The following is a 19,651-nucleotide window of genomic DNA, read 5'->3' as shown; positions in this document are numbered from 1 at the left end:
GTTGCCGTGAGTAGCGGGATCCACCAGTCTGATGAGTGACTCACGGGTACGAGGACAGGTGATGCCACAGGAAACGCGCGTCCGGGTTGTCGGCTTCCGTCAGACCGTAAACGCCGCAACCCCGGCAACCCGGTCCCGCGCGCCGTGGCGTCAGCCGGTGAACAGCTGTGTGGCCCGCTGGACGAGTTCGTACAGCCCGTAGGCGAGCGGCGCGCCCACCCAGAGCCAGGCGAAGGCGATCAGCCCCCGCCGGTCAGGCGGACTCTGGCTGCTGTCGCTGTCGGACATCGGCGTCCTTTCCGGGTACGGGGAGGTGGTGGCGGGGGTGGACGGGCCGGACGAGTTCGTTGGCCACGAACCCGATCGCGAGCAGCCCGATCATGATGAAGAAGGAGAGCGAGTACAGGGCGGAGCCGTGCTTCCCGGCCTCCTCCTGGCGGTCGGCGATCCAGTTGACGATCAGCGGACCGAGGACGCCGGCGGTGGACCAGGCGGTGAGCAGCCGGCCGTGCACGGCGCCGACCTGGTGGCTGCCGAACAGGTCCTTGAGATACGCGGGGATCGTGGCGAAGCCGCCGCCGTAGAAGGAGAGGATCACCAGCGCGCACCCGACGAACAGCGGTTTCGAGGTGTCGCCCAGCAGCGCGATCAGGGCGTACATCAGGGCGCCGACACCGAGGTAGACGCGGTAGACGTTCTTGCGCCCGATCAGGTCGGAGGTCGACGACCAGCCGATGCGGCCGGCCATGTTGGCCGCCGACAGCAGCGCGACGAAGCCGGCGGCGGCCGTCGCGGACACCGGGGTGGAGCTGTCGGCGAAGAAGTCCGTGATCATCGGGGCGGCCTTCTCCAGGATGCCGATCCCGGCCGTGACGTTCATGCACAGAATCACCCAGAGGCACCAGAACTGCGGGGTGCGCACGGCGCTGCGCGCCGACACCTGCACCCCCTCGACGGCACCGGCCCTCCCGGCCACGGCCGGCGCCCCGCCGCCACCGGGCGCCGCCGCGCCCTGCCCCGTACCGCGCGGCACCCGCACCAGCAGCACGCCGAGCAGCATGAACACGGCGTACGACAGCCCGTGCACGAGGAACGCGAGCGCGATCCCGGAGCTGTCGGTGCCGAACGACTCCAGCATCTGCGCCGACCACGGCGAGGCGATGAGCGCGCCGCCGCCGAAGCCCATGATGGCGATGCCGGTCGCCATGCCGGGGCGGTCGGGGAACCACTTGATCAGGGTGGAGACGGGCGAGATGTAGCCGATGCCGAGGCCGATCCCGCCGACGAAGCCGTAGCCGAGGACGATCAGCCAGTACTGCTCGCTCGCCGCACCGAGGGCGGAGATCAGGAAGCCGGACGAGAAGCAGATCAGGGCCACGGTCATCGCCCAGCGTGGCCCCCTGCGCTCCACCAGGGTGCCGCCGAACGCGGCGGACAGGCCGAGCATCACGATGGCGAGCTGGAAGGGCAGGGCGCTCTGGGTGCCGCTGAGGCCGAGCGCGGATTCGAGGGGCGGCTTGAACACGCTCCAGGCGTAGGCCTGGCCGATGGACAGATGCACGGAGAGGGCGGCGGGCGGAACCAGCCAGCGGCTCCAGCCAGCGGGCGCGACGGGAGGACTCATGATCCCGGACGGTAGGCAGGGGCACGGGAGTTGAGAAGCGGTCGGGTCGACCGTATGCGGTGAACGGTATCCAGGCTGCGCCGAGCGGTCGGGACAGAGCACGACGCGACCCCTTGTCGAGGCATCCTCCATACTGTAGACAATATTTCGTCGACATAGTGTGCGGCGTCGACGTCTTCCCCACCTCCGCGGTACTCCCTCGACCGAACGGAGCGTTCCGAAGTGAAAGTCGCAGTCCTCGGCGCCGGTGCGATCGGCGCCTACGTCGGTGCCGCGCTCCACCGCGCCGGCGCCGACGTGCACCTCATCGCCCGTGGACCGCATCTGGCGGCCATGAGGCGGCACGGCGTCCAAGTGCTCAGCCCGCGCGGCGACTTCACCGCCCGCACGCACGCCACCGACGACCCGGCCGAAGTCGGCCCGGCCGACTACGTCTTCCTCGGCCTCAAGGCCAACTCGTACGCGGCGTGCGGGCCGCTGATCGAGCCGCTGCTGCACGGCACCACGGCGGTCGTGGCCGCCCAGAACGGGATCCCCTGGTGGTACTTCCACCGGCACGGCGGCCGCTACGACGGCCACCGCGTCGAGAGCGTGGACCCGGCAGGCGCGGTCAGTGCGGTGCTCGCGCCCGAACGGGCCGTCGGCTGCGTGGTCTACGCGGCGACCGAGCTCGAAGCCCCCGGTGTCGTACGGCATCTGGAAGGCACCCGGTTCTCGATCGGCGAGCCGGACCGGAGCGTCTCGGCACGCTGTCTGGCCTTCTCCGAGACCATGCGGGCGGGCGGGCTGAAGTGCCCGGTCGAGCCGGACCTGCGCAACGACATCTGGCTCAAGCTGCTCGGCAACATCTCCTTCAACCCGATCAGCGCGCTCGCCCGCGCCACCATGCGGCAGATGTGCCGGCACGGCGGCACCCGCGAGGTCATCGAGACGATGATGCGCGAGACGCTCTCGGTCGCCCGCGCGCTCGGCTGCGAGGTCGGCGTCTCCATCGAACGCCGGCTCGCGGGCGCGGAACGCGTCGGCGACCACCGCACCTCCACGCTCCAGGACCTGGAGCGCGGCAAACCGCTGGAGCTCGACGTGCTGCTCGCCGCCGTCGTCGAGCTGGCGGAGATCACCGGCGTGCCGGTGCCCACCTTGCGCACCGTGCACGCCATCTCGGACCTGCTCGCGCTGAGGAGCGCCGCATGAGGAAACGGCAGCAGAAGACCTACACCCGGCTGACCCACCCCCTGGTCCGGGACTCCCGTGACGCGCCCTTCCGGCAGGCGAGCTGGGAGGAGGCCCTGGACCGGACGGCCCGCGGCCTGGACCGCAACCGCGACGCGTTCGGGATGTTCTCCTGCGCCCGCGCGACCAACGAGATGAACTACGTGGCCCAGAAGTTCGCCCGGGTCGTCATGGGCACCAACAACGTCGACTCCTGCAACCGCACCTGTCACGCCCCGAGCGTGGCGGGCCTGTCGGCCGCCTTCGGCTCCGGCGGCGGCACGTCCTCGTACGAGGAGATCGAGCACACCGACGTCATCGTGATGTGGGGCTCCAACGCCCGCTTCGCGCACCCGATCTTCTTCCAGCACGTGCTGAAGGGGATCCGCAACGGCGCCCGGATGTACACCGTCGACCCGCGCCGCACCTCCACCGCCGAGTGGGCGGAGAGCTGGCTCGGGCTGAACGTCGGCACGGACATCCCGATGGCGCACGCGATCGGCCGGGAGATCATCCACGCGGGGCTGGCCAACGAGGCGTTCATCGAGCGGGCGACGACCGGCTTCGAGGAGTACAAGGCGCTCGTCGAGCCCTGGACGCTGTCGCTTGCGGAGAAAGTGACGGGCGTACCGGCCGCCGCAATAAGGGAGTTGGCGCACGCCTACGCCCGCGCCGAGCGCGCCCAGCTGTGCTGGACCCTCGGCATCACCGAGCACCACAACGGCACCGACAACGTCCGCGCCCTGATCAACCTCTCCCTGATCACCGGTCAGGTCGGCCGCTGGGGAGCCGGGTTGCAGCCGCTGCGCGGCCAGAACAACGTGCAGGGCGGCGGCGACATGGGCGCCATCCCCAACCGCCTGCCCGGCTTCCAGGACATCCTCGACCCGGACACCCGACTGAAGTTCGAGTCGGCCTGGAACACGGTGATCCAGCCGCACTACGGGCTGAACCTCACCGAGATGTTCGAGGCGATGGAGGAGGGCACGCTCAAGGCGGTCTACTGCATCGGCGAGAACCCCGCCCAGTCGGAGGCCGACAGCGAGCAGGCCGAACGGCGGCTGCGCGCCCTGGACTTCCTCGTCGTACAGGACATCTTCCTGACCCGCACGGCCGAGCTGGCGGACGTCGTACTGCCCGCCACGGCGGGCTGGGCGGAGACCGAGGGCACGACCACCAACAGCGAGCGGCGGGTCCAGCGGGTGCGCCGGGCCGTCACCCCGCCCGGCGAGGCCCGCGAGGACATCGACATCCTCTGCGACCTGGCGGTCCGGCTCGGCCACGACTGGAAGTACGCCGACTCCGAGGCGGTGTGGAACGAGCTGCGCTCGGTCTCCCCGGACCACTACGGGATGACGTACGACCGGCTCGTCGAGCACCAGGGCATCCAGTGGCCCTGCCCCAGCACCGACCGGCTCGAACCGACTTATCTGCACGGCCGGTTGTGGGAGAAGGACCCGGCGAGGCGCGGGATGGCGGCCCCGTTCGGGCTGGTGCGGCACGATCCGCCGGTCGACCTCACCGACGAGGAGTACCCGATCCGGCTGACCACCGGGCGGCGGCTCGACTCGTACAACACCGGTGTGCAGAGCGGGGGCTTCGCCTCCCCGCTGCGGCGCGGCGAATACGTGGAGCTGTGCCCGGAGGACGCCGAGCGGCACGGGGTCGTGGTCGGCGAGGAGGTCAAGGTGTCCTCGCGGCGCGGCGCGGTCGTCGCGCCGGTGTGGATCGACCCCGCGCTGCGCCCCGGGCTGGCCTTCATGACCATGCACTTTCCCGACGAGGTGGACACCAACCGGCTGACGATCGAGGCGAACTGCCCGATCGCGGGGACGGCGGAGTTCAAGGCGTCGGCGATCCGGATCGAGAAGCTCCCGGTTGCGACCCAGTGAGGTGACGTGGTGGACCTGCACTTCGGCGACGGCAAACCCACGGACGAGGAGCGGGCGGCCGTCGACGCCCTGCTCGGCCCTCCGGAGTCCTCGTGGGAGGGCGCGGACCGCTCCGACGGCGACCTGAGGTGGGCGCGCGGCGGCCGCACCGCCCGGGACCGCCGTGACCTGCTGCTGCCGGGGCTGCACGCGATCAACGACCGGGTCGGCTGGATCAGCGAGGGCGCCCTCGGCTATCTGTGCCGGCGGCTGACGGTGCCGCCGGCGGAGGCGTACGGGGTCGCCACCTTCTACGCGATGTTCTCGGTGCGGCCGCGGCCCGCGACCGTGCTCCAGGTGTGCACGGACCTGGCGTGCGCGGGCGCCGGGGCGTCGGAGCTGTGCGCGGGCGTCGAGGCCGGGCTGGGTCCGGGCAGCGGGGTGGGCGTCGAGCGCAGCCCCTGTCTGGGTCTGTGCGAACGGGCTCCGGCGGTGCTCGCGGTGCGGGCGGGGGATCCGGTGCGCACCGCGGTGTCGGCGCCGGCGACGGTCGAAAGTGCCGTCCTCGCGGCGAGCGCGCCGGACGCGGCCCCCGAGGAGGCGCCGGTGGCGGCGGCCGTCCCCCAGGCCGGGGGCGAGGCCGGGAACGCGGCGCTGACGCTGCTGCGCCGGGTCGGCGTGGTGGACCCCACCGACCTGGACGACTACCGCGCGCACGGCGGCTACTCGGCCCTGCGCCGGGCCTTCGCGATCGGGCCCGCCGCGGTCATCCGCGAGGTCACCGAATCCGGCCTGGTCGGGCGCGGCGGCGCCGCCTTCCCCACCGGCCGCAAGTGGCAGGCCACGGCGTCCCAGCCCGCCCGTCCGCACTACCTGGTGTGCAACGCGGACGAATCCGAGCCGGGCACCTTCAAGGACCGGGTGCTCATGGAGGGCGACCCGTACGCGCTCGTGGAGGCGATGACCGTCGCGGCGTACGCGGTCGGCGCCGAGCGGGGGTATCTGTACCTGCGCGGCGAGTATCCGCGGGCGCTGCGCCGGGTGCGGCACGCCGTCGACCGGGCTCGCGCCCGCGGTCTGCTCGGCGACGACATCCTCGGCCAGGGCTTCGCCTTCGACATCGAGATCCGGCGGGGCGCGGGCGCGTACATCTGCGGCGAGGAGACCGCGCTGTTCAACTCGATCGAGGGCTACCGGGGCGAGCCGCGCTCCAAACCGCCGTTCCCCGTGGAGCAGGGTCTGTTCGGCCGGCCGACGGTCGAGAACAACGTCGAGACGCTGGTCAACGTACTGCCGATCCTGAACCTGGGCGCGCAGGCCTACGCGGCGATCGGCACCGGGGGCTCCACCGGGCCGAAGCTGTTCTGCGTGTCGGGCAGCGTGGCGCGCCCGGGCGTCTACGAACTGCCCTTCGGCGCCACCCTCGGCGAGCTGCTCGCCCTGGCGGGGGTGCGCGCGGGGCTGCGGGCGGTGCTGCTCGGCGGTGCGGCCGGTGGTTTCGTACGGCCGGACGAGCTGGACCTCCCGCTCACCTTCGAGGGCACCCGTCAGGCGGGCACGACGCTCGGCTCGGGGGTCGTGATGGCCTTCGACGACACGGTCCCGCTGCCGCGCCTGCTGCTGCGGATCGCGGAGTTCTTCCGCGACGAGTCGTGCGGGCAGTGCGTGCCGTGCCGGGTCGGGACCGTGCGCCAGCAGGAGGCCCTGCACCGGATCGCCGAGCGCACAGGCGCGGCCGCCGCCGGTGACATCGCGCTGCTGCGGGAGGTCGGCCGGGCCATGCGGGACGCCTCGATCTGCGGTCTGGGACAGACCGCGTGGAACGCCGTGGAATCCGCCATCGACCGTCTGGGGGCGTACGAATGACCGTGACACCGCTGGGGATCCCCCGCCGGCTGCTGGAGTTCACCCTCGACGGGGAGCCGGTGCGGGCGCCCGAGGGCTCGACCCTGCTGGACGCCTGCCGGGCGGCCGGGAAGGACGTGCCGACGCTCTGCCAGGGCGACACCCTCACCCCGAAGAACGCCTGCCGGGTCTGCGTCGTGGAGGTGGCCGGCTCGCGCACCCTGGTGCCGGCCTGCTCGCGCAAGGCGGAGCCGGGGATGGAGGTGCGCACCGACAGCGAGCGCGCCCGGCACAGCCGGAAGATCGTCCTGGAGCTGCTCGCCTCCTCGGTCGACCTGTCGACGACCCCGCGGGCGGCCGAGTGGATCGAGGACTACGGGGCGCGGCCGGACCGCTTCGGCCCCGACGCGGCCCGGCTGGGCGAGGAACCGAGGGTCGACAACGAGCTGTACGTGCGCGACTACGACAAGTGCATCCTGTGCTACAAGTGCGTGGACGCCTGCGGCGACCAGTGGCAGAACACTTTCGCCATCTCTGTCTCCGGCCGCGGATTCGACGCCCGGATCGCGGTCGAGCACGACGCGCCGCTCACCGACTCCGCCTGTGTGTACTGCGGCAACTGCATCGAGGTGTGCCCCACGGGGGCCCTGTCCTTCAAGTCCGAGTTCGACATGCGGGCGGCGGGTACCTGGGACGAGTCGGCGCAGACCGCGACGACGACGGTGTGCGCGTACTGCGGTGTGGGCTGCAACCTGACCCTGCACGTGCAGGACAATGAGATCGTCAAGGTCACCTCGCCGCACGACAACCCGGTGACCCACGGCAACCTCTGCATCAAGGGCCGTTTCGGCTACCAGCACGTACAGAACCGGGGCTGATCAGGACATGGGACGAGTCACGGAACGACGCAAGGTGATCCGTATCCGGGACGGGGTGGTCTCCAGCCGGCCCGACACGCTCGTCGCCGAGGAACCGCTGGAGATCAGGCTCAACGGCAGGCCGCTGGCCATCACCATGCGCACACCGGGGGACGACTTCGCGCTGGCCGCGGGGTTCCTGGTGAGCGAGGGCGTGCTGGCCGCCGCGTCCGACCTCCAGAACATCGTGTACTGCGCGGGGGCCACGGCCGACGGTTCCAACACCTACAACGTGGTGGACGTGCGGACGGCGCCGGAGGTGGTCCTGCCCGACATCACCCTGGAGCGCAACGTCTACACGACGTCGTCGTGCGGGCTGTGCGGCAAGGCGAGCCTGGACGCGGTGCGTACGACGGCCCGTTTCCCGATCGCCGACACTCCCCCGGTCCGGGTGGACCCCGGTCTGCTCGCGAGCCTCCCCGACCGGCTGCGCGCGGCCCAGCGGGTGTTCGACCGGACCGGGGGTCTGCACGCGGCGGCCCTGTTCACCGAGGACGGGGAGCTGGTCGACATCCGCGAGGACGTGGGTCGGCACAACGCCGTCGACAAGCTGGTCGGCCGCGCCCTCCAGAGCGGTGATCTGCCGTTGTCGCGTTCGATACTGCTGGTCTCGGGCCGGGCCTCCTTCGAGCTGGCGCAGAAGGCGGTGATGGCGGGGATACCGATGCTGGCGGCGGTCTCGGCGCCGTCGTCGCTGGCGGTGGACCTGGCCGCGGAGACCGGCCTGACCCTGGTGGGTTTCCTGCGGGGCAGCTCCATGAACGTGTACGCGGGCGAGGACCGGATCGCCCTGCGGGCCGCGGCCGCCCAGGGCTGACCCGGCTCCCCGCGGCACGGCGGCGGGGCCCCGGCCGGCGGGGAGCGCCCCCTGCGCCGCAGGGGCCCCGCCTCGGACCGGCTCGGCCCCGGTCACCTCACCGTCGTGCCGTCATCACTCGTCCGGGCCGTCGGCCACGCGGACCAGCAGGGCGGTGAACCGGTCGCGTTCGGCCGGTGGAAGGGGCGCGAGCAGTACCTCGTTCGCCGCCCGTGCCGCGTCCTCGCAGCGCAGCAGCAGCTCCTCACCCCGCGGGGTGAGCGACACGGCGTTCTTGCGGCGGTCCCTCGGATCCGGCTCGCGGACGATCAGGCCCTGCGCCTGGAGGTCGTTGAGGACGCCCACCAGGTCCTTGGGGTCGAGTCCGACACCGCGGCCCAGGTCCGCCTGGGCGACCGGGGCGAGGTCCCGGACGGCCGACAGCACCACGTGGTGCCACATCTTCACGCCCTCGGCCGCGAGCGCCTCGGCGACCAGCGCCCGGCCGCGGGCGGCGGCGCGGCCGAGGATCCAGCTGGGCAGGGCGCGGATCACGGGGATCGGGGCTTCGGACATGAACGCAGCCTAGCCACGATTCATTGGACTTCCCAATGATACGACGATACCGTTGGCGCTCCCAACGATATCATTGGGGACCCCAACGATATCCGGTGGCCGAATACGTACAAAAGTCGCCCCGATCCCCTGACGCACGCTCCTTGTCGGGCCCCGAAGGCCCCAACTAACGTCTGCTGCACGCCCCTTGGACATGGGATGTCCAGACCTCCGGTCGTCCGGACCTCCGGTCGTCCGGACCTCCAGATGTCCAGACCTTCGGACGTCCGGACCGCCGGATGTCGAGACGCACGAAGGGCAGGTCGCACCATGCCGTCAAGTCTTCGTACCCGCCTGAGATCCACCCTCGTCACGGCGTCGACCACCGTCGCGCTGCTCGGGCTGCCGGGCCCCGCGCACGCCCGGCCGGCGGCGGCCGACCCGGAGTTCGGGCAGCAGGTGCTGTTCAAGGCGTCCCAGGACCCCGGGTACGCCTGCTTCCGGATCCCGGCGATCGTCACCACCACGGACGGCACACTGCTGGCGTTCGCCGAAGGACGGGTCCTCAACTGCGGTGACGCGGCCGACATAGACATCGTGCTCAAGCGCTCCACCGACGGCGGGCGCACCTGGGGCCCGCTCCAGGTCGTCAACGAGGGCGGCGGCGACACCCACGGCAATCCCGCGCCGATCGTGGACCGCGAGACCGGCCGCATCCTGCTGGCGGAGACCTACAACACCGGACGTACGGACAGCGCCGGCTGCGCCGTCCCCTGCGACCGCACCCCGCATCTCCAGTACAGCGACGACGACGGTCTGACCTGGTCCGCGCCGCGCGACCTGAGCTCCGAGATCCTGCCCGCGAACTGGAACTCCTGGTACGCGACCGGCCCGGTGCACGGCATCCAGCTCACCCGCGGCCGGCACGCCGGCCGGCTCGTCCTCGGCGTCAACACCGAGACCTGGAACGGCAGCCGGGTCACCGCCGACCACGCGGCACTCGTCGTCAGCGACGACGGCGGCGAGCACTGGCGCCCCGGCGCCGTCGACTCCTGGCCGGTCGCCGAGGACGGCACCTTCCGCCAGAAGCCCTCAGAACTGACCCTCACCGAGCTGATCGACGGTGCCGTGCTGGTCAGCGGCCGGGAGCAGGACGGCACCGATCTCGGCCACCGCACCCAGGCGGTCAGCCGCGACGGAGGCGACAGCTTCACCGCCCCGTTCCACGACCTGCCCGACCTCTACGCGCCCCAGGTGCAGTGCTCGACCCTCCGGCTGGGCCTGCGCCTGCTGCTGGCCTGCCCCGGCGACCCCGACCGCCGCCGCGGGATGATGATCCGCTCCTCCTGGGACGGTGGCCGCACCTGGGACAGCCTGGACCGCGGCACCACCGTCACCACGGACTTCTCCGGCTACTCCGATCTCACCCGGGTCGACCGGGACACCGTCGGCCTGCTGTACGAGGGCGGCGCCGTCGACGCCCGCGACGAGATCCGCTTCGCCCGCTTCACCGAGGACTGGCTCGTGCCGCGCCGCGGCCCGGACCCGACCACCATCGACCTCGCCCCGGGCGCCGCACCCGCGACCGTGCTCGGCGGCGCCCGGGTGAGCGACGGGATGCGCGGCGGCGCGCTGTCGTTCGACGGCGCCGACGACGGCGTACGGCTGCCCTACAGCGACCGGCTCCCGCTCGGCACGAAGGACTTCACCGCCTCCCTGTGGTTCCGCTCCACCGCCGCCACCGGTGAGCAGCCGCTGCTGTGGATGGGGGGCGTGGGGACCACCCAGCCGCAGGTCTGGCTGCGCGCGGAGCCCGCGAGCGACCGGGTGCGCGCCCTGATCACCGTGCGGGACGGGGCGATGGCCGTACGGTCCGCGGCCGTGAGCGTCACCGGCGCCTTCGACGACGGCCGCTGGCACCGGGTGACGCTGCGCCGCGGCGGCGGCCGGCTGACGCTCTTCGTCGACGACGCACAGTCGGCCGTGGCCGACGTGACCGGTTCGGTGAGCCGGAACTCGCCGTTCGGCGTGCACCTCGGCCAGCGCATGGACGGCCGGGAGTTCTTCACCGGCGCGCTCGACGACGTCCGGGTCCGGGACCGTGCGCTGAGCGACGCGGAGATCGCCGACGCCGCGTCCGCGGACACCCCGACCACCGACCTGGCGCACACCGTGCTGTGGCTGCCGTTGGACCGGGTGCGGGAGGCCGGCTGAGCACGGCGGACGGTGCGGGGCCGCGGTGGGCGCGACGGACCGCGGGAGCACGGCGGGCCCCGGCGCGCGCGGGCCCCGGCGCGAGCGGGCCCCGGCGCGAGCGGGCCCCGGCGCGAGCGGGCCCCGGCGCGAGCGGGTCAGCGCGCGCGGGTCGCCGTGACGGTGCCGGTCCGCGCCGGGGCGGCGGGCGCGGCGGCGTCGGCCGGTTCCGGGTCGTGCGCCCGGCGCTTGGCGATCACCGCGCACACCATCAGCTGCATCTGGTGGAAGAGCATCAGCGGCAGCACCGCGAGCGAGGCGTGCGCGCCGAACAGCACGCTCGCCATCGGCAGCCCGGAGGCCAGGGACTTCTTCGACCCGGCGAACTGGATGGCGATGCGGTCCTCGCGGCCGAAGCGCAGCGCCTTCGTGCCGTACCAGGTCAGCGCGAGCATCACGGCGAGCAGGACGGCCTCGACCAGCAGCAGCCCGCCGAGCCGGACCGGGCTGACCTGGTGCCAGATGCCCTGGACCATGCCCTCGCTGAACGCGGTGTAGACGACGAGGAGGATGGATCCGCGGTCCACGTAGCCGAGCGCCTTGCGGTGCCGGAGGACGAACCCGCCGATCACGGGGCGCAGCAGCTGCCCGGCGAGGAACGGCACCAGCAGCTGGAGCACGATCTTGACGAGGGAGTCGGCGGAGAACCCGCCGCCGCTGCCGCCGAGCAGCGCGGCCGCGAGCAGCGGGGTGAGGACGATGCCCGCGAGCGAGGAGAAGGAACCCGCGCAGATCGCGGCGGGCACGTTGCCGCGGGCCATCGAGGTGAAGGCGATCGACGACTGGATGGTGGAGGGGACCAGGGTGAGGAACAGCAGTCCCTGGTAGAGCGAGTGGGTCAGCAGCACCGGGACGAGTCCGCGGGCGGCCAGGCCCAGCAGCGGGAAGGCCACGAAGGTGCAGAGCAGGACGGTGCCGTGCAGGCGCCAGTGCCGCAGCCCTTCGAGCGCCTCGCGGGTGGACAGCCGGGCCCCGTAGAGGAAGAAGAGGAAGGCGATCGCGGCCGTGGAGGCACCGGAGGCGACCTCGGCGGCCGCTCCGCGCGCGGGCAGGAGCGCGGCGAGGCCCACCGTCCCGAGCAGCAGCAGGATGTACGGGTCGATCGGCATCCGACTCGGCCGGCGCAGGCGTTTCACGGTGCTCCACTTGCTCGTGCGTTGCGGTCCGGGGCCGCTCAGGAGACCCCCCTCCATCGTCCTCTTCCGCTCCGTGATCGGGAATCCGTCATACCACTCTGACTGTCATCGCGTGCCGTGATAGCCGGGTACGGTGGCGGGTGTGTACGACCCCTCTCAACTGCGTACCTTCCTCGCGGTGGCGCAGACGCTGAGTTTCACGCAGGCCGCCGGGCGGCTCGGGCTGCGCCAGTCGACCGTCAGCCAGCACGTACGGCGGCTGGAGGACGCCACCGGCCGGACGCTGTTCACCCGGGACACCCACTCGGTGGAGCTGACGGAGGACGGTGAGGCGATGCTCGGCTTCGCGCGCCGGATCCTGGAGGTGCACGAGCAGGCGACGACGTTCTTCGCCGGCACCCGGCTGCGCGGCCGGCTGCGCTTCGGCGCGTCGGAGGACTTCGTGCTGACCCGGCTCCCGGAGATCCTGGAGGGCTTTCGGCACGACCATCCGGAGGTCGACCTGGAACTGACCGTGGAGCTGTCCGGCACGCTGCACGAGCAGCTGACCGCCGGGAAGCTCGACCTGGTGCTGGCCAAGCGGCGCCCGGGGGACCCGCGCGGCGAGCTGGTGTGGCGCGACGAACTGGTGTGGATCGGCGCGCAGCGGCTGCGCCTGGACCCCGACCGTCCGGTGCCGCTGATCGTCTACCCGCCGCCGGGGATCACCCGGGCCCTCGCCTTCGAGGCACTTCAGCGTCAGGGGCGGGCCTGGCGCGTCGCGTGCACCAGCGGCAGCCTCAACGGGCTGATCGCGGCGGCCCGGGCGGGGCTGGGCGTGATGGCGCACTCGCGGGGGCTGATCCCGCCGGGCCTGGTGCCGGTGCCGGAGCGGGCGGGCCTGCCGGAACTGGGCCGCGTCGAGTTCGTCCTGGTGCACGGCCGGCGGCGGACGGCGGCGCAGGGCGCGGCGGACGCGCTGGCCGCGGCGGTCCTCGGCGGCGGGGACCGGCTGCACCGCCGCTGGCGCGGGCCGGGCGAGCCCCGTCCCGGCGCGACGGCGGCGGATACGTGAGCTGCTCGACCCGGCGCAGGAACGGCGTCGTCTCCACGTGCCGGACCGTTCCTAAGGACTGAGCGGGAGTGAGTCCTGCCGCCAGGACCGTGGCTGCTCAGCCGTCTCCGGCACCGCCGCATCCGCCTGCGACACCCGCAGCCGGGCCCGGACCGCAACCCCCGTGGGGCCGGGCACCACAAACGACGCCGCCACCTCCGGCACCGGGCCCGGCGGGCTCCCCGAGGGTCGTTCAACGTCGTACAGATTCAGTGGAGATTACGGTCGCGAAACTTACTCAACCGTCAGGTTTGTGTCCGGTCCTACCCGCTATCGACTCTTTTATCCTCCCCCGGGACAGCCGGAGACCGCCTTCGTCCGGCTTCCCACCCCCTCCCGACCTGGCGTTCGGTGGGGTAGCTTTCACGGCGCTGTGCGGGGCTAGAGCGGGGAGCGGGGTTTGCGCGAGTTCACCAACCCTCCGTCGGCGTCGGCACCGCCGGTCGGCGGCCTGGCCGACGTCGTATACCGGTATGCCGAGGAAGACCCTCTGCACATCGCGCTCGGCCGCAAGGACGAGCAGGGCCAGTGGCAGGACGTGACCTCCGCGGAGTTCCGCGACGAGGTGCTCGCCCTCGCCAAGGGACTGCTGGCCGAGGGCGTCCGCTTCGGCGACCGGGTCGCCATCATGTCCCGCACCCGCTACGAGTGGACCCAGCTCGACTTCGCGCTGTGGTCGATCGGCGCCGAGGTCGTGCCGATCTACCCGACCTCCTCGGCCGAGCAGTGCTTCTGGATGCTGTACGACGCCGAGGTGGCGGCGGCGATCGTGGAGCACGAGGACCACGCGATGACGATCGCCACCGTCATCGACCGACTGCCGCGGCTGCGCCGGCTGTGGCAGCTCGACGACGGCTGCGTACCGGAGCTGTACGAGGCCGGCGCCCATATCGACGACGAGGTGGTGCACCGGCACCGGGAGGCGGTCACCCCCGAGTCGACCGCCACCGTCATCTACACCTCGGGCACCACGGGCCGCCCCAAGGGCTGCGTCCTCTCGCACGGCAACTTCATGTTCGAGGCGGACACGGTGATCGCCCGCTGGGAGCCGGTGTTCCACTCCAAGAGGGGCGACGAGGCGGCGACCCTGCTGTTCCTGCCGCTCGCGCACGTCTTCGGCCGGATGGTGGAGATCGCCGCGATCCGCGGCCGGGTCCGTTTCGGCCACCAGCCGCAGCTCCATGCGTCCGCGCTGCTGCCCGACCTGGCCGCCTTCCGGCCGACCTTCATCCTCGCCGTGCCGTACATCTTCGAGAAGGTGTTCAACGCGGCCCGCCGCAAGGCGGAGAAGGACGGCAAGGCCGGCCCGTTCGAGAAGGCCGTCGAGGTGGCGGTGAAGTACGCCGAGGCTCTGGAGAACAAGGCCTGGGGCCTGGGGCCCGGCCCGTCGGCGGCGCTGCGCGTGCAGCACCAGTTCTTCGACAAGGTCGTCTACGCCAAGGTGCGCGCCGCGATGGGCGGCCGCATCCGCAACGCGATGTCGGGCGGTTCCGCGATGGACCGGCGCCTCGGCCTGTTCTTCGCGGGCGCGGGGGTGCAGATCTACGAGGGCTACGGGCTCACCGAGTCGACCGCCGCCGCGACCGCCAACCCGCCCGAGCAGACCCGGTACGGCACCGTCGGCCAGGCCGTCCCGGGCGTGACCGTGCACATCGCGGACGACGGCGAGATCTGGCTGAACGGCGCCAACGTCTTCCAGGGCTACCTCAACAATCCCAAGGCCACCGACGAGTCCCTGCACGACGGCTGGCTGGCCACCGGCGACCTGGGCTCCCTGGACGAGGACGGCTACCTCACCATCACCGGGCGCAAGAAGGAGATCCTGGTGACCTCGGGCGGCAAGAGCGTCTCCCCCGGGGTGCTGGAGGAACGCGTCCGCGACCACCCGCTGGTCAACCAGTGCATCGTCGTCGGCAACGACCGCCCCTACATCGCGGCCCTGGTCACCCTCGACGAGGAGGCCGTGGAGCACTGGCTCCAGATGAGCGGCAGAGCGCTGCCGTCCCCGGCCGAGCTGGTGCGCGACACGGCCCTGGAGACCGAGGTGCGGCGGGCGGTGGTCGCGGCGAACACCCTCGTCTCGCAGGCCGAGTCGATCCGCACCTTCCGGATCCTGGCCCAGCCGTTCACCGAGGAGCACGGACTGCTCACCCCGTCGCTGAAGCTGAAGCGCAAGGCGATCGAGAAGGCCTACGCCGAAGAGGTCGAGGCCCTTTACCACGCCTGAGCCGTTCCCCGGCGGTTCGGACGGATTCCCTCGTCAGGAATGCATCACGGCCCGTGATCGTTGACGATGGGAGTACCACTTGACGGACAACCGAAGGATCAAGAGCTCGTGAGCAGCAAGGTCCCCCCGATCATCCTCAACAACGGCGTCGAGATGCCCCAGCTGGGCTTCGGGGTCTGGCAGGTGCCGGACGCCGAGGCGGAGCAGGCGGTCGCCATCGCGCTGGAGGCCGGGTACCGCAGCATCGACACAGCGGCGATCTACGGCAACGAAGAGGGCACCGGCAAGGCCATCGCGGCGGCCGGCATCCCCCGCGAGGACGTCTTCGTCACCACCAAGCTCTGGAACAGCGACCAGGGGTACGACGCGACGCTGCGCGCGTTCGACACCTCCCTGGGCAAGCTGGGGCTGGACTACCTCGACCTGTACCTCATCCACTGGCCGCTGCCGTCCCGGGACACGTACGTCGACACCTACAAGGCGCTCGAGAAGCTCTACTCGGACGGCCGGGTGCGGGCCATCGGCGTCTCCAACTTCCTGCCGGAGTACCTGGAGCGGCTGATCTCGGAGACCTCGGTCATCCCCGCGGTCAACCAGATCGAACTGCACCCCTATCTCCAGCAGCACGCGCCGCGCGAGTTCCACGCGCAGCAGGGCATCGCCACCGAGGCCTGGTCGCCGCTGGGCCAGGGCAAGGGGCTGCTGGAGGTCCCGGCGATCGTCGCCATCGCCCAGAAGCACAACCGCACCCCGGCCCAGGTCGTGCTGCGCTGGCACCTCCAGCTCGGCAACGTCGTGATCCCGAAGTCCGTGACGCCGTCCCGGATCAAGGAGAACATCGACGTGTTCGACTTCAGCCTGGACACCGAGGACCTCGCGGCGATCAGCGCGCTGAACGAGGACCGCCGGATCGGTCCCGACCCGGCGGTCTTCGACATCGGCTGACCTGGCCCGTGGGTCAAGTCAGTTGGGCTGTCCGAGCGGCCGTACGACGACGGTGTTCACATCGACCCCGTGCGGCTGCCGGACGGCCCAGACGACCGAGTCGGCGATCTGGTCGGCGGTGAGCAGGTTCCCGGGCGGCAGCGAGCCGTTGCCGTCCCAGAACGGGGTCTCCACCCGGCCGGGCGCGACCAGGGTCACGCCGACGCCGAACTCCGTGACCTGCCGCCGGGTGTTCTCCGCGAGGCCGGTCACCGCCCACTTCGTCGCGCCGTAGAGGTTGCCCGGCGTGGGCACGAACCCGGCGACGCTGCCGATCAGCACGATCCGGCCCCGGGTCTCCTTCAGCGCGTCGATCGAGGCCCTGATCAGCAGGGCGGGCCCCAGCACATTGGTGAGGACCATCTCGGCCCAGCCGGCGGGGTCGCCGTCCGCGACCGCGTCGTGGGTGGCGATGCCGGCGTTGGCGACGACGGTGTCCAGCCGGCCCCAGGTCTTGACCGTGGTCTCGACGGCCCCCTGGATCTGCGCGTAGTCCGCCGCGTCCCCGACCAGGGTCAACAAGCCCTCGGGGCGGCCCAGTTCCTCGGCGAACGCGGTCAGCCGCCGTTCGCCGCGGCCGGTGACGGCCACCCGCTGCCCGTCGTCCAGCAGCCGCCGCGCGACCGCGGCGCCGATGCCGCTGCCGCCTCCGGTGATGAGCGTGACCGCAGAGTCGGTCATGGTCGTTACCCCCTACGTCTCGGTGAACGACGGGGAGTCCATCACTTGAAGCGCTCTCGAAGTCAAGGGCGGCCGCCACCGACGGCGCGCGGCGACCGCCCCGCCGAGCTCCGCAGGTGTCGCTACGCGGGCCGCACCGCCGTGTACACGGTGTGCGCCGCCAGTACGAACACGTCCGGCCGGCGGTGCACGCCCGCCTCGTCGTCCGGGTCGAGCAGCCGGTCGAGGACGGTCAGGTCCTCGGTGTCGATCTCCTCGGCGCAGGCCTCGCGCAGCCAGGACAGGGACGTGGCCACATAGGCGCGTGCCTGCTCGGACGCGGGCGCGGGCAGGTCCAGCAGGAAGGTACGGGTGCCGGTGTGCTTCAGGCCCGCGGCGGCCAGCAGCGCGGGCCAGTCCTCGCACCCGGCGACGGACCCCGGCAGACCGGCGCGCATCCGAGCGAACCACGCCGCCTGCGCCCCGTCCAGCCGCGACTGGAGTCCGGGGCGGCCAAGGCCCAGGTCACGCGGCAGGTAGCGGGCGGGCAGCCCGCCCTCCATCAGCGCCAGCGTGCCGCCCGGTGCCAGCCGGTCGGCGAAGGCGATGAGGGCGGCGCCCTGGTCGCCGATGTGGTGCAGGCTGCGGGCCGCCCACAGCAGGTCGACGGGTCCGTCCGACTCGGCCAGTACGGACGGGAGTTCACCGGCCAGGGTGCCGAAGCGGTCGGCGAGACCGAGTCCGGCCGCGCGCTGCCCGGCCCGCTCCAGCAGCGGGGCGGCTGCGTCCACGGCGAGCACCCGCGCGCCCGGGAACGTCCGGGCGAGGCGGCAGGAGACGACTCCGGGCCCGCTGCCCGCGTCGACGATCAGAGCGGGCTCGGCCACCTGTTCCCCGAGCCAGGTCAGGACCTGGGTGTACAGCGGCGCGAACAGTTCCGCCTGGGCCTCCAGCGGTTCGGCCATCTCGGCCCAGTCCACGTCGGAGCCGGGTGCGTCCTCGCCGTGACCGTGGTGATGGTGGTGATGCGCCATGGAGGTCAGCCTCTCGTCCGGTTGCCGTCGGCGTGCTCCGACACACCGCGCGACGGCCACCTCCGTCGCCGGGACGGCACCGGCAGGGGCGGGAAACCGCCACCGGGGCCGGCCCCTGGAGGGGGTCGGCCCCGGCGGAGCGCGTCAGTGCTCTACAGCGCCGGGTAGGCGTTCTGCATCAGCTGCTGGAACTGGGCGGAGAACCAGTGCCCGGACAGCGGCGCGTTCGGCAGGGCACCCGACATGCTGTTGCCGTTGCGGGCGTTGCCCGTGTAGGTCGGGTCGCACATCCGGTCGAAGCCCTTGCCCTCGTCGTTCGCGATGGCGCTGCTGGAGCCGTCGGACTCACCCGGCGGCTTCATCCACACGTACGCGTCGATCCCGGCCGCCGGGGCCGCCTTCGGCCGCTCTCCGAGACCGGCACCGGACTGGTTGCACCAGTTGCCGATGTGGATGCGGCGGTCGTAGCGGCCACCGTCGACGTAGGTGTCCACGCTGGTCGTGGCGCCGGGTCCGGCGGGCCGGGCGGTGCCGCCCCAGCCGTTCCTGGAGGTGTCGATCAGCATGCCGATACCGGAGTTGAAGCCCACCGAGACCAACTGGGTGCGGAACGCCTGCGCGTACGACAGCTCGTCCACGTACCGGTTCCAGTCGACCCACTTCGACTGGCGCACGGAGGTGCCGTTGACGGTGTCGTTGATGGTGAAGTTGTTCTCCTTCAGGGCGCTGTAGTTGGCCGTGTTGGTGATGAAGCCGTGCACGTCGGCGACGGTGGCACCCTCGGCGTTGGCGGCCTGGTAGAAGAGCTGGGCGGACGGCGCGAAGTTGTCGTCCCAGCCGAGCCAGCCGTGGTGGCCGGCGTCGATGTAGTTGTAGACGTTGGGGATCGCGCCGAGCTTGTTCAGCGCGTAGCCGACGCCCTTCACGTAGTTGCCGTTGGCGAGCATGGTGTCGCAGGCGGCCGTGGCGGTGGCCCGGCTGCCGGTGTTGGTGACGAGGTTGGGCAGCGAGTCGATCTCGATGGTGGTGACGATCCGCAGCGAGGCGTACTTCGAGTCGGCCAGGATCGCCGCGATCGGGTCGATGAACTGCGTCTTGTACTTGTCGATCTCCGTCGGGCCGAGTTCGCCGTTGGAGGCCAGGGCCGCGCAGTCACGTCCGGGCAGGTCGTAGATGACCAGCTGGACGACCTCCTCGCCGGTGCCCTTCTGGGCGAGCGCGGCGTCGAGGTGGGCCCGCAGACCCATGCTCCCGCCGGTGCCCGCGATGGCGGCGATGCGGTCCAGCCAGACGCCGGTGGGCTGGTTGGAGATCCGGCTGCCGCCGGTCTCCGCCGCGGCCTTCGCCGACCACTCGGGGTTCACGTACACCTTGGCGCCGACGTAGGGGTTGTCGACCTTGCCGGACGGATCGGTGCCCCCGCCGCCCCCGCCGCCTCCGGTCG

16 protein-coding genes are annotated in these 19,651 nt (G+C 72.0%); 9 read left to right on the top strand and 7 right to left on the bottom strand.

The window, feature by feature from the left end:
• Nucleotides 1-150: 150 nt before the first annotated feature.
• Both FNH09_RS47665 and FNH09_RS17845 read right to left on the bottom strand, forming a co-directional pair.
• Entirely contained in the window at nucleotides 151-288 is a 138-nt protein-coding gene (locus tag FNH09_RS47665; protein ID WP_202919685.1) for an MFS transporter small subunit, read from the bottom strand.
• Nucleotides 254-1,624 (bottom strand): OFA family MFS transporter, encoded by a 1,371-nt coding sequence (locus tag FNH09_RS17845; protein WP_152889029.1) that lies wholly within the window; start codon nucleotides 1,622-1,624, stop codon nucleotides 254-256. Before FNH09_RS17845 ends, FNH09_RS47665 begins: the two co-directional genes overlap by 35 nt.
• A gap of 222 nt (nucleotides 1,625-1,846) precedes the next feature.
• On the opposite strand from FNH09_RS17845, the gene FNH09_RS17840 reads away from it, so the two are divergent.
• From FNH09_RS17840 to fdhD, 5 genes are read left to right on the top strand one after another with little or no spacing between them, the layout of a single operon-like run.
• Nucleotides 1,847-2,818, top strand: coding sequence for a 2-dehydropantoate 2-reductase (locus FNH09_RS17840; RefSeq protein WP_162468736.1), 972 nt, complete (start codon nucleotides 1,847-1,849; stop codon nucleotides 2,816-2,818).
• Nucleotides 2,815-4,728, top strand: coding sequence for a molybdopterin oxidoreductase family protein (locus tag FNH09_RS17835; RefSeq protein ID WP_152889027.1), 1,914 nt, complete (start codon nucleotides 2,815-2,817; stop codon nucleotides 4,726-4,728). Before FNH09_RS17840 ends, FNH09_RS17835 begins: the two co-directional genes overlap by 4 nt.
• A gap of 9 nt (nucleotides 4,729-4,737) precedes the next feature.
• Nucleotides 4,738-6,573, top strand: a complete 1,836-nt coding sequence (locus FNH09_RS17830) for an NADH-ubiquinone oxidoreductase-F iron-sulfur binding region domain-containing protein (RefSeq protein ID WP_162468735.1) — start codon at nucleotides 4,738-4,740, stop codon at nucleotides 6,571-6,573.
• Entirely contained in the window at nucleotides 6,570-7,430 is an 861-nt protein-coding gene (locus FNH09_RS17825; RefSeq protein WP_152889025.1) for a 2Fe-2S iron-sulfur cluster-binding protein, read from the top strand. The genes FNH09_RS17830 and FNH09_RS17825 overlap by 4 nt, the downstream gene beginning before the upstream one ends.
• Nucleotides 7,431-7,437: 7 nt before the next feature.
• Entirely contained in the window at nucleotides 7,438-8,286 is an 849-nt protein-coding gene (fdhD, locus tag FNH09_RS17820) for a formate dehydrogenase accessory sulfurtransferase FdhD (RefSeq protein ID WP_152889023.1), read from the top strand.
• Nucleotides 8,287-8,400: 114 nt separating this feature from the next.
• Here fdhD and FNH09_RS17815 read toward each other — a convergent pair whose 3' ends face one another.
• Complete coding sequence (locus tag FNH09_RS17815) at nucleotides 8,401-8,841, bottom strand: MarR family winged helix-turn-helix transcriptional regulator (RefSeq protein ID WP_152889020.1); 441 nt, start codon at nucleotides 8,839-8,841, stop codon at nucleotides 8,401-8,403.
• Nucleotides 8,842-9,150: 309 nt separating this feature from the next.
• On the opposite strand from FNH09_RS17815, the gene FNH09_RS17810 reads away from it, so the two are divergent.
• A complete protein-coding gene (locus FNH09_RS17810; RefSeq protein WP_152889018.1) occupies nucleotides 9,151-11,034 on the top strand; it encodes a sialidase family protein in 1,884 nt (627 codons plus the stop codon).
• Between the two features lie 137 nt (nucleotides 11,035-11,171).
• Here FNH09_RS17810 and FNH09_RS17805 read toward each other — a convergent pair whose 3' ends face one another.
• Complete coding sequence (locus FNH09_RS17805; RefSeq protein ID WP_202919688.1) at nucleotides 11,172-12,182, bottom strand: bile acid:sodium symporter family protein; 1,011 nt, start codon at nucleotides 12,180-12,182, stop codon at nucleotides 11,172-11,174.
• Between the two features lie 169 nt (nucleotides 12,183-12,351).
• Between FNH09_RS17805 and FNH09_RS17800 the strand changes: the two genes are divergently transcribed.
• From FNH09_RS17800 to FNH09_RS17790, 3 genes are all read left to right on the top strand, one after another.
• Nucleotides 12,352-13,263, top strand: coding sequence for a LysR substrate-binding domain-containing protein (locus FNH09_RS17800; RefSeq protein ID WP_162468734.1), 912 nt, complete (start codon nucleotides 12,352-12,354; stop codon nucleotides 13,261-13,263).
• A 439-nt stretch (nucleotides 13,264-13,702) separates the two neighbouring features.
• Nucleotides 13,703-15,529 (top strand): AMP-dependent synthetase/ligase, encoded by a 1,827-nt coding sequence (locus FNH09_RS17795; protein WP_152889014.1) that lies wholly within the window; start codon nucleotides 13,703-13,705, stop codon nucleotides 15,527-15,529.
• 108 nt (nucleotides 15,530-15,637) lie between these two features.
• The gene (locus FNH09_RS17790; protein ID WP_162468733.1) at nucleotides 15,638-16,474 is read left to right on the top strand and encodes an aldo/keto reductase; all 837 of its coding nucleotides are present in this window, start codon (nucleotides 15,638-15,640) and stop codon (nucleotides 16,472-16,474) included.
• An 18-nt stretch (nucleotides 16,475-16,492) separates the two neighbouring features.
• Here FNH09_RS17790 and FNH09_RS17785 read toward each other — a convergent pair whose 3' ends face one another.
• The 3 genes from FNH09_RS17785 to FNH09_RS17775 all read right to left on the bottom strand — a co-directional run.
• Nucleotides 16,493-17,194 carry an SDR family oxidoreductase gene (locus FNH09_RS17785; RefSeq protein WP_152889010.1) on the bottom strand — a complete coding sequence of 234 codons (702 nt, stop codon included), beginning with the start codon at nucleotides 17,192-17,194 and terminating at the stop codon, nucleotides 16,493-16,495.
• A 122-nt stretch (nucleotides 17,195-17,316) separates the two neighbouring features.
• Nucleotides 17,317-18,207, bottom strand: a complete 891-nt coding sequence (locus FNH09_RS17780; protein WP_152889008.1) for a class I SAM-dependent methyltransferase — start codon at nucleotides 18,205-18,207, stop codon at nucleotides 17,317-17,319.
• A 152-nt stretch (nucleotides 18,208-18,359) separates the two neighbouring features.
• Nucleotides 18,360-19,651 (bottom strand): glycoside hydrolase family 6 protein (locus tag FNH09_RS17775; RefSeq protein WP_152889006.1); only part of this gene is annotated, 1,292 nt, incomplete at its 5' end.

This window comes from Streptomyces adustus (genome assembly GCF_009377175.1).
Lineage (GTDB): Bacteria > Actinomycetota > Actinomycetes > Streptomycetales > Streptomycetaceae > Streptomyces > Streptomyces adustus.
This window is presented reverse-complemented; position numbering and strand designations above follow the sequence as displayed.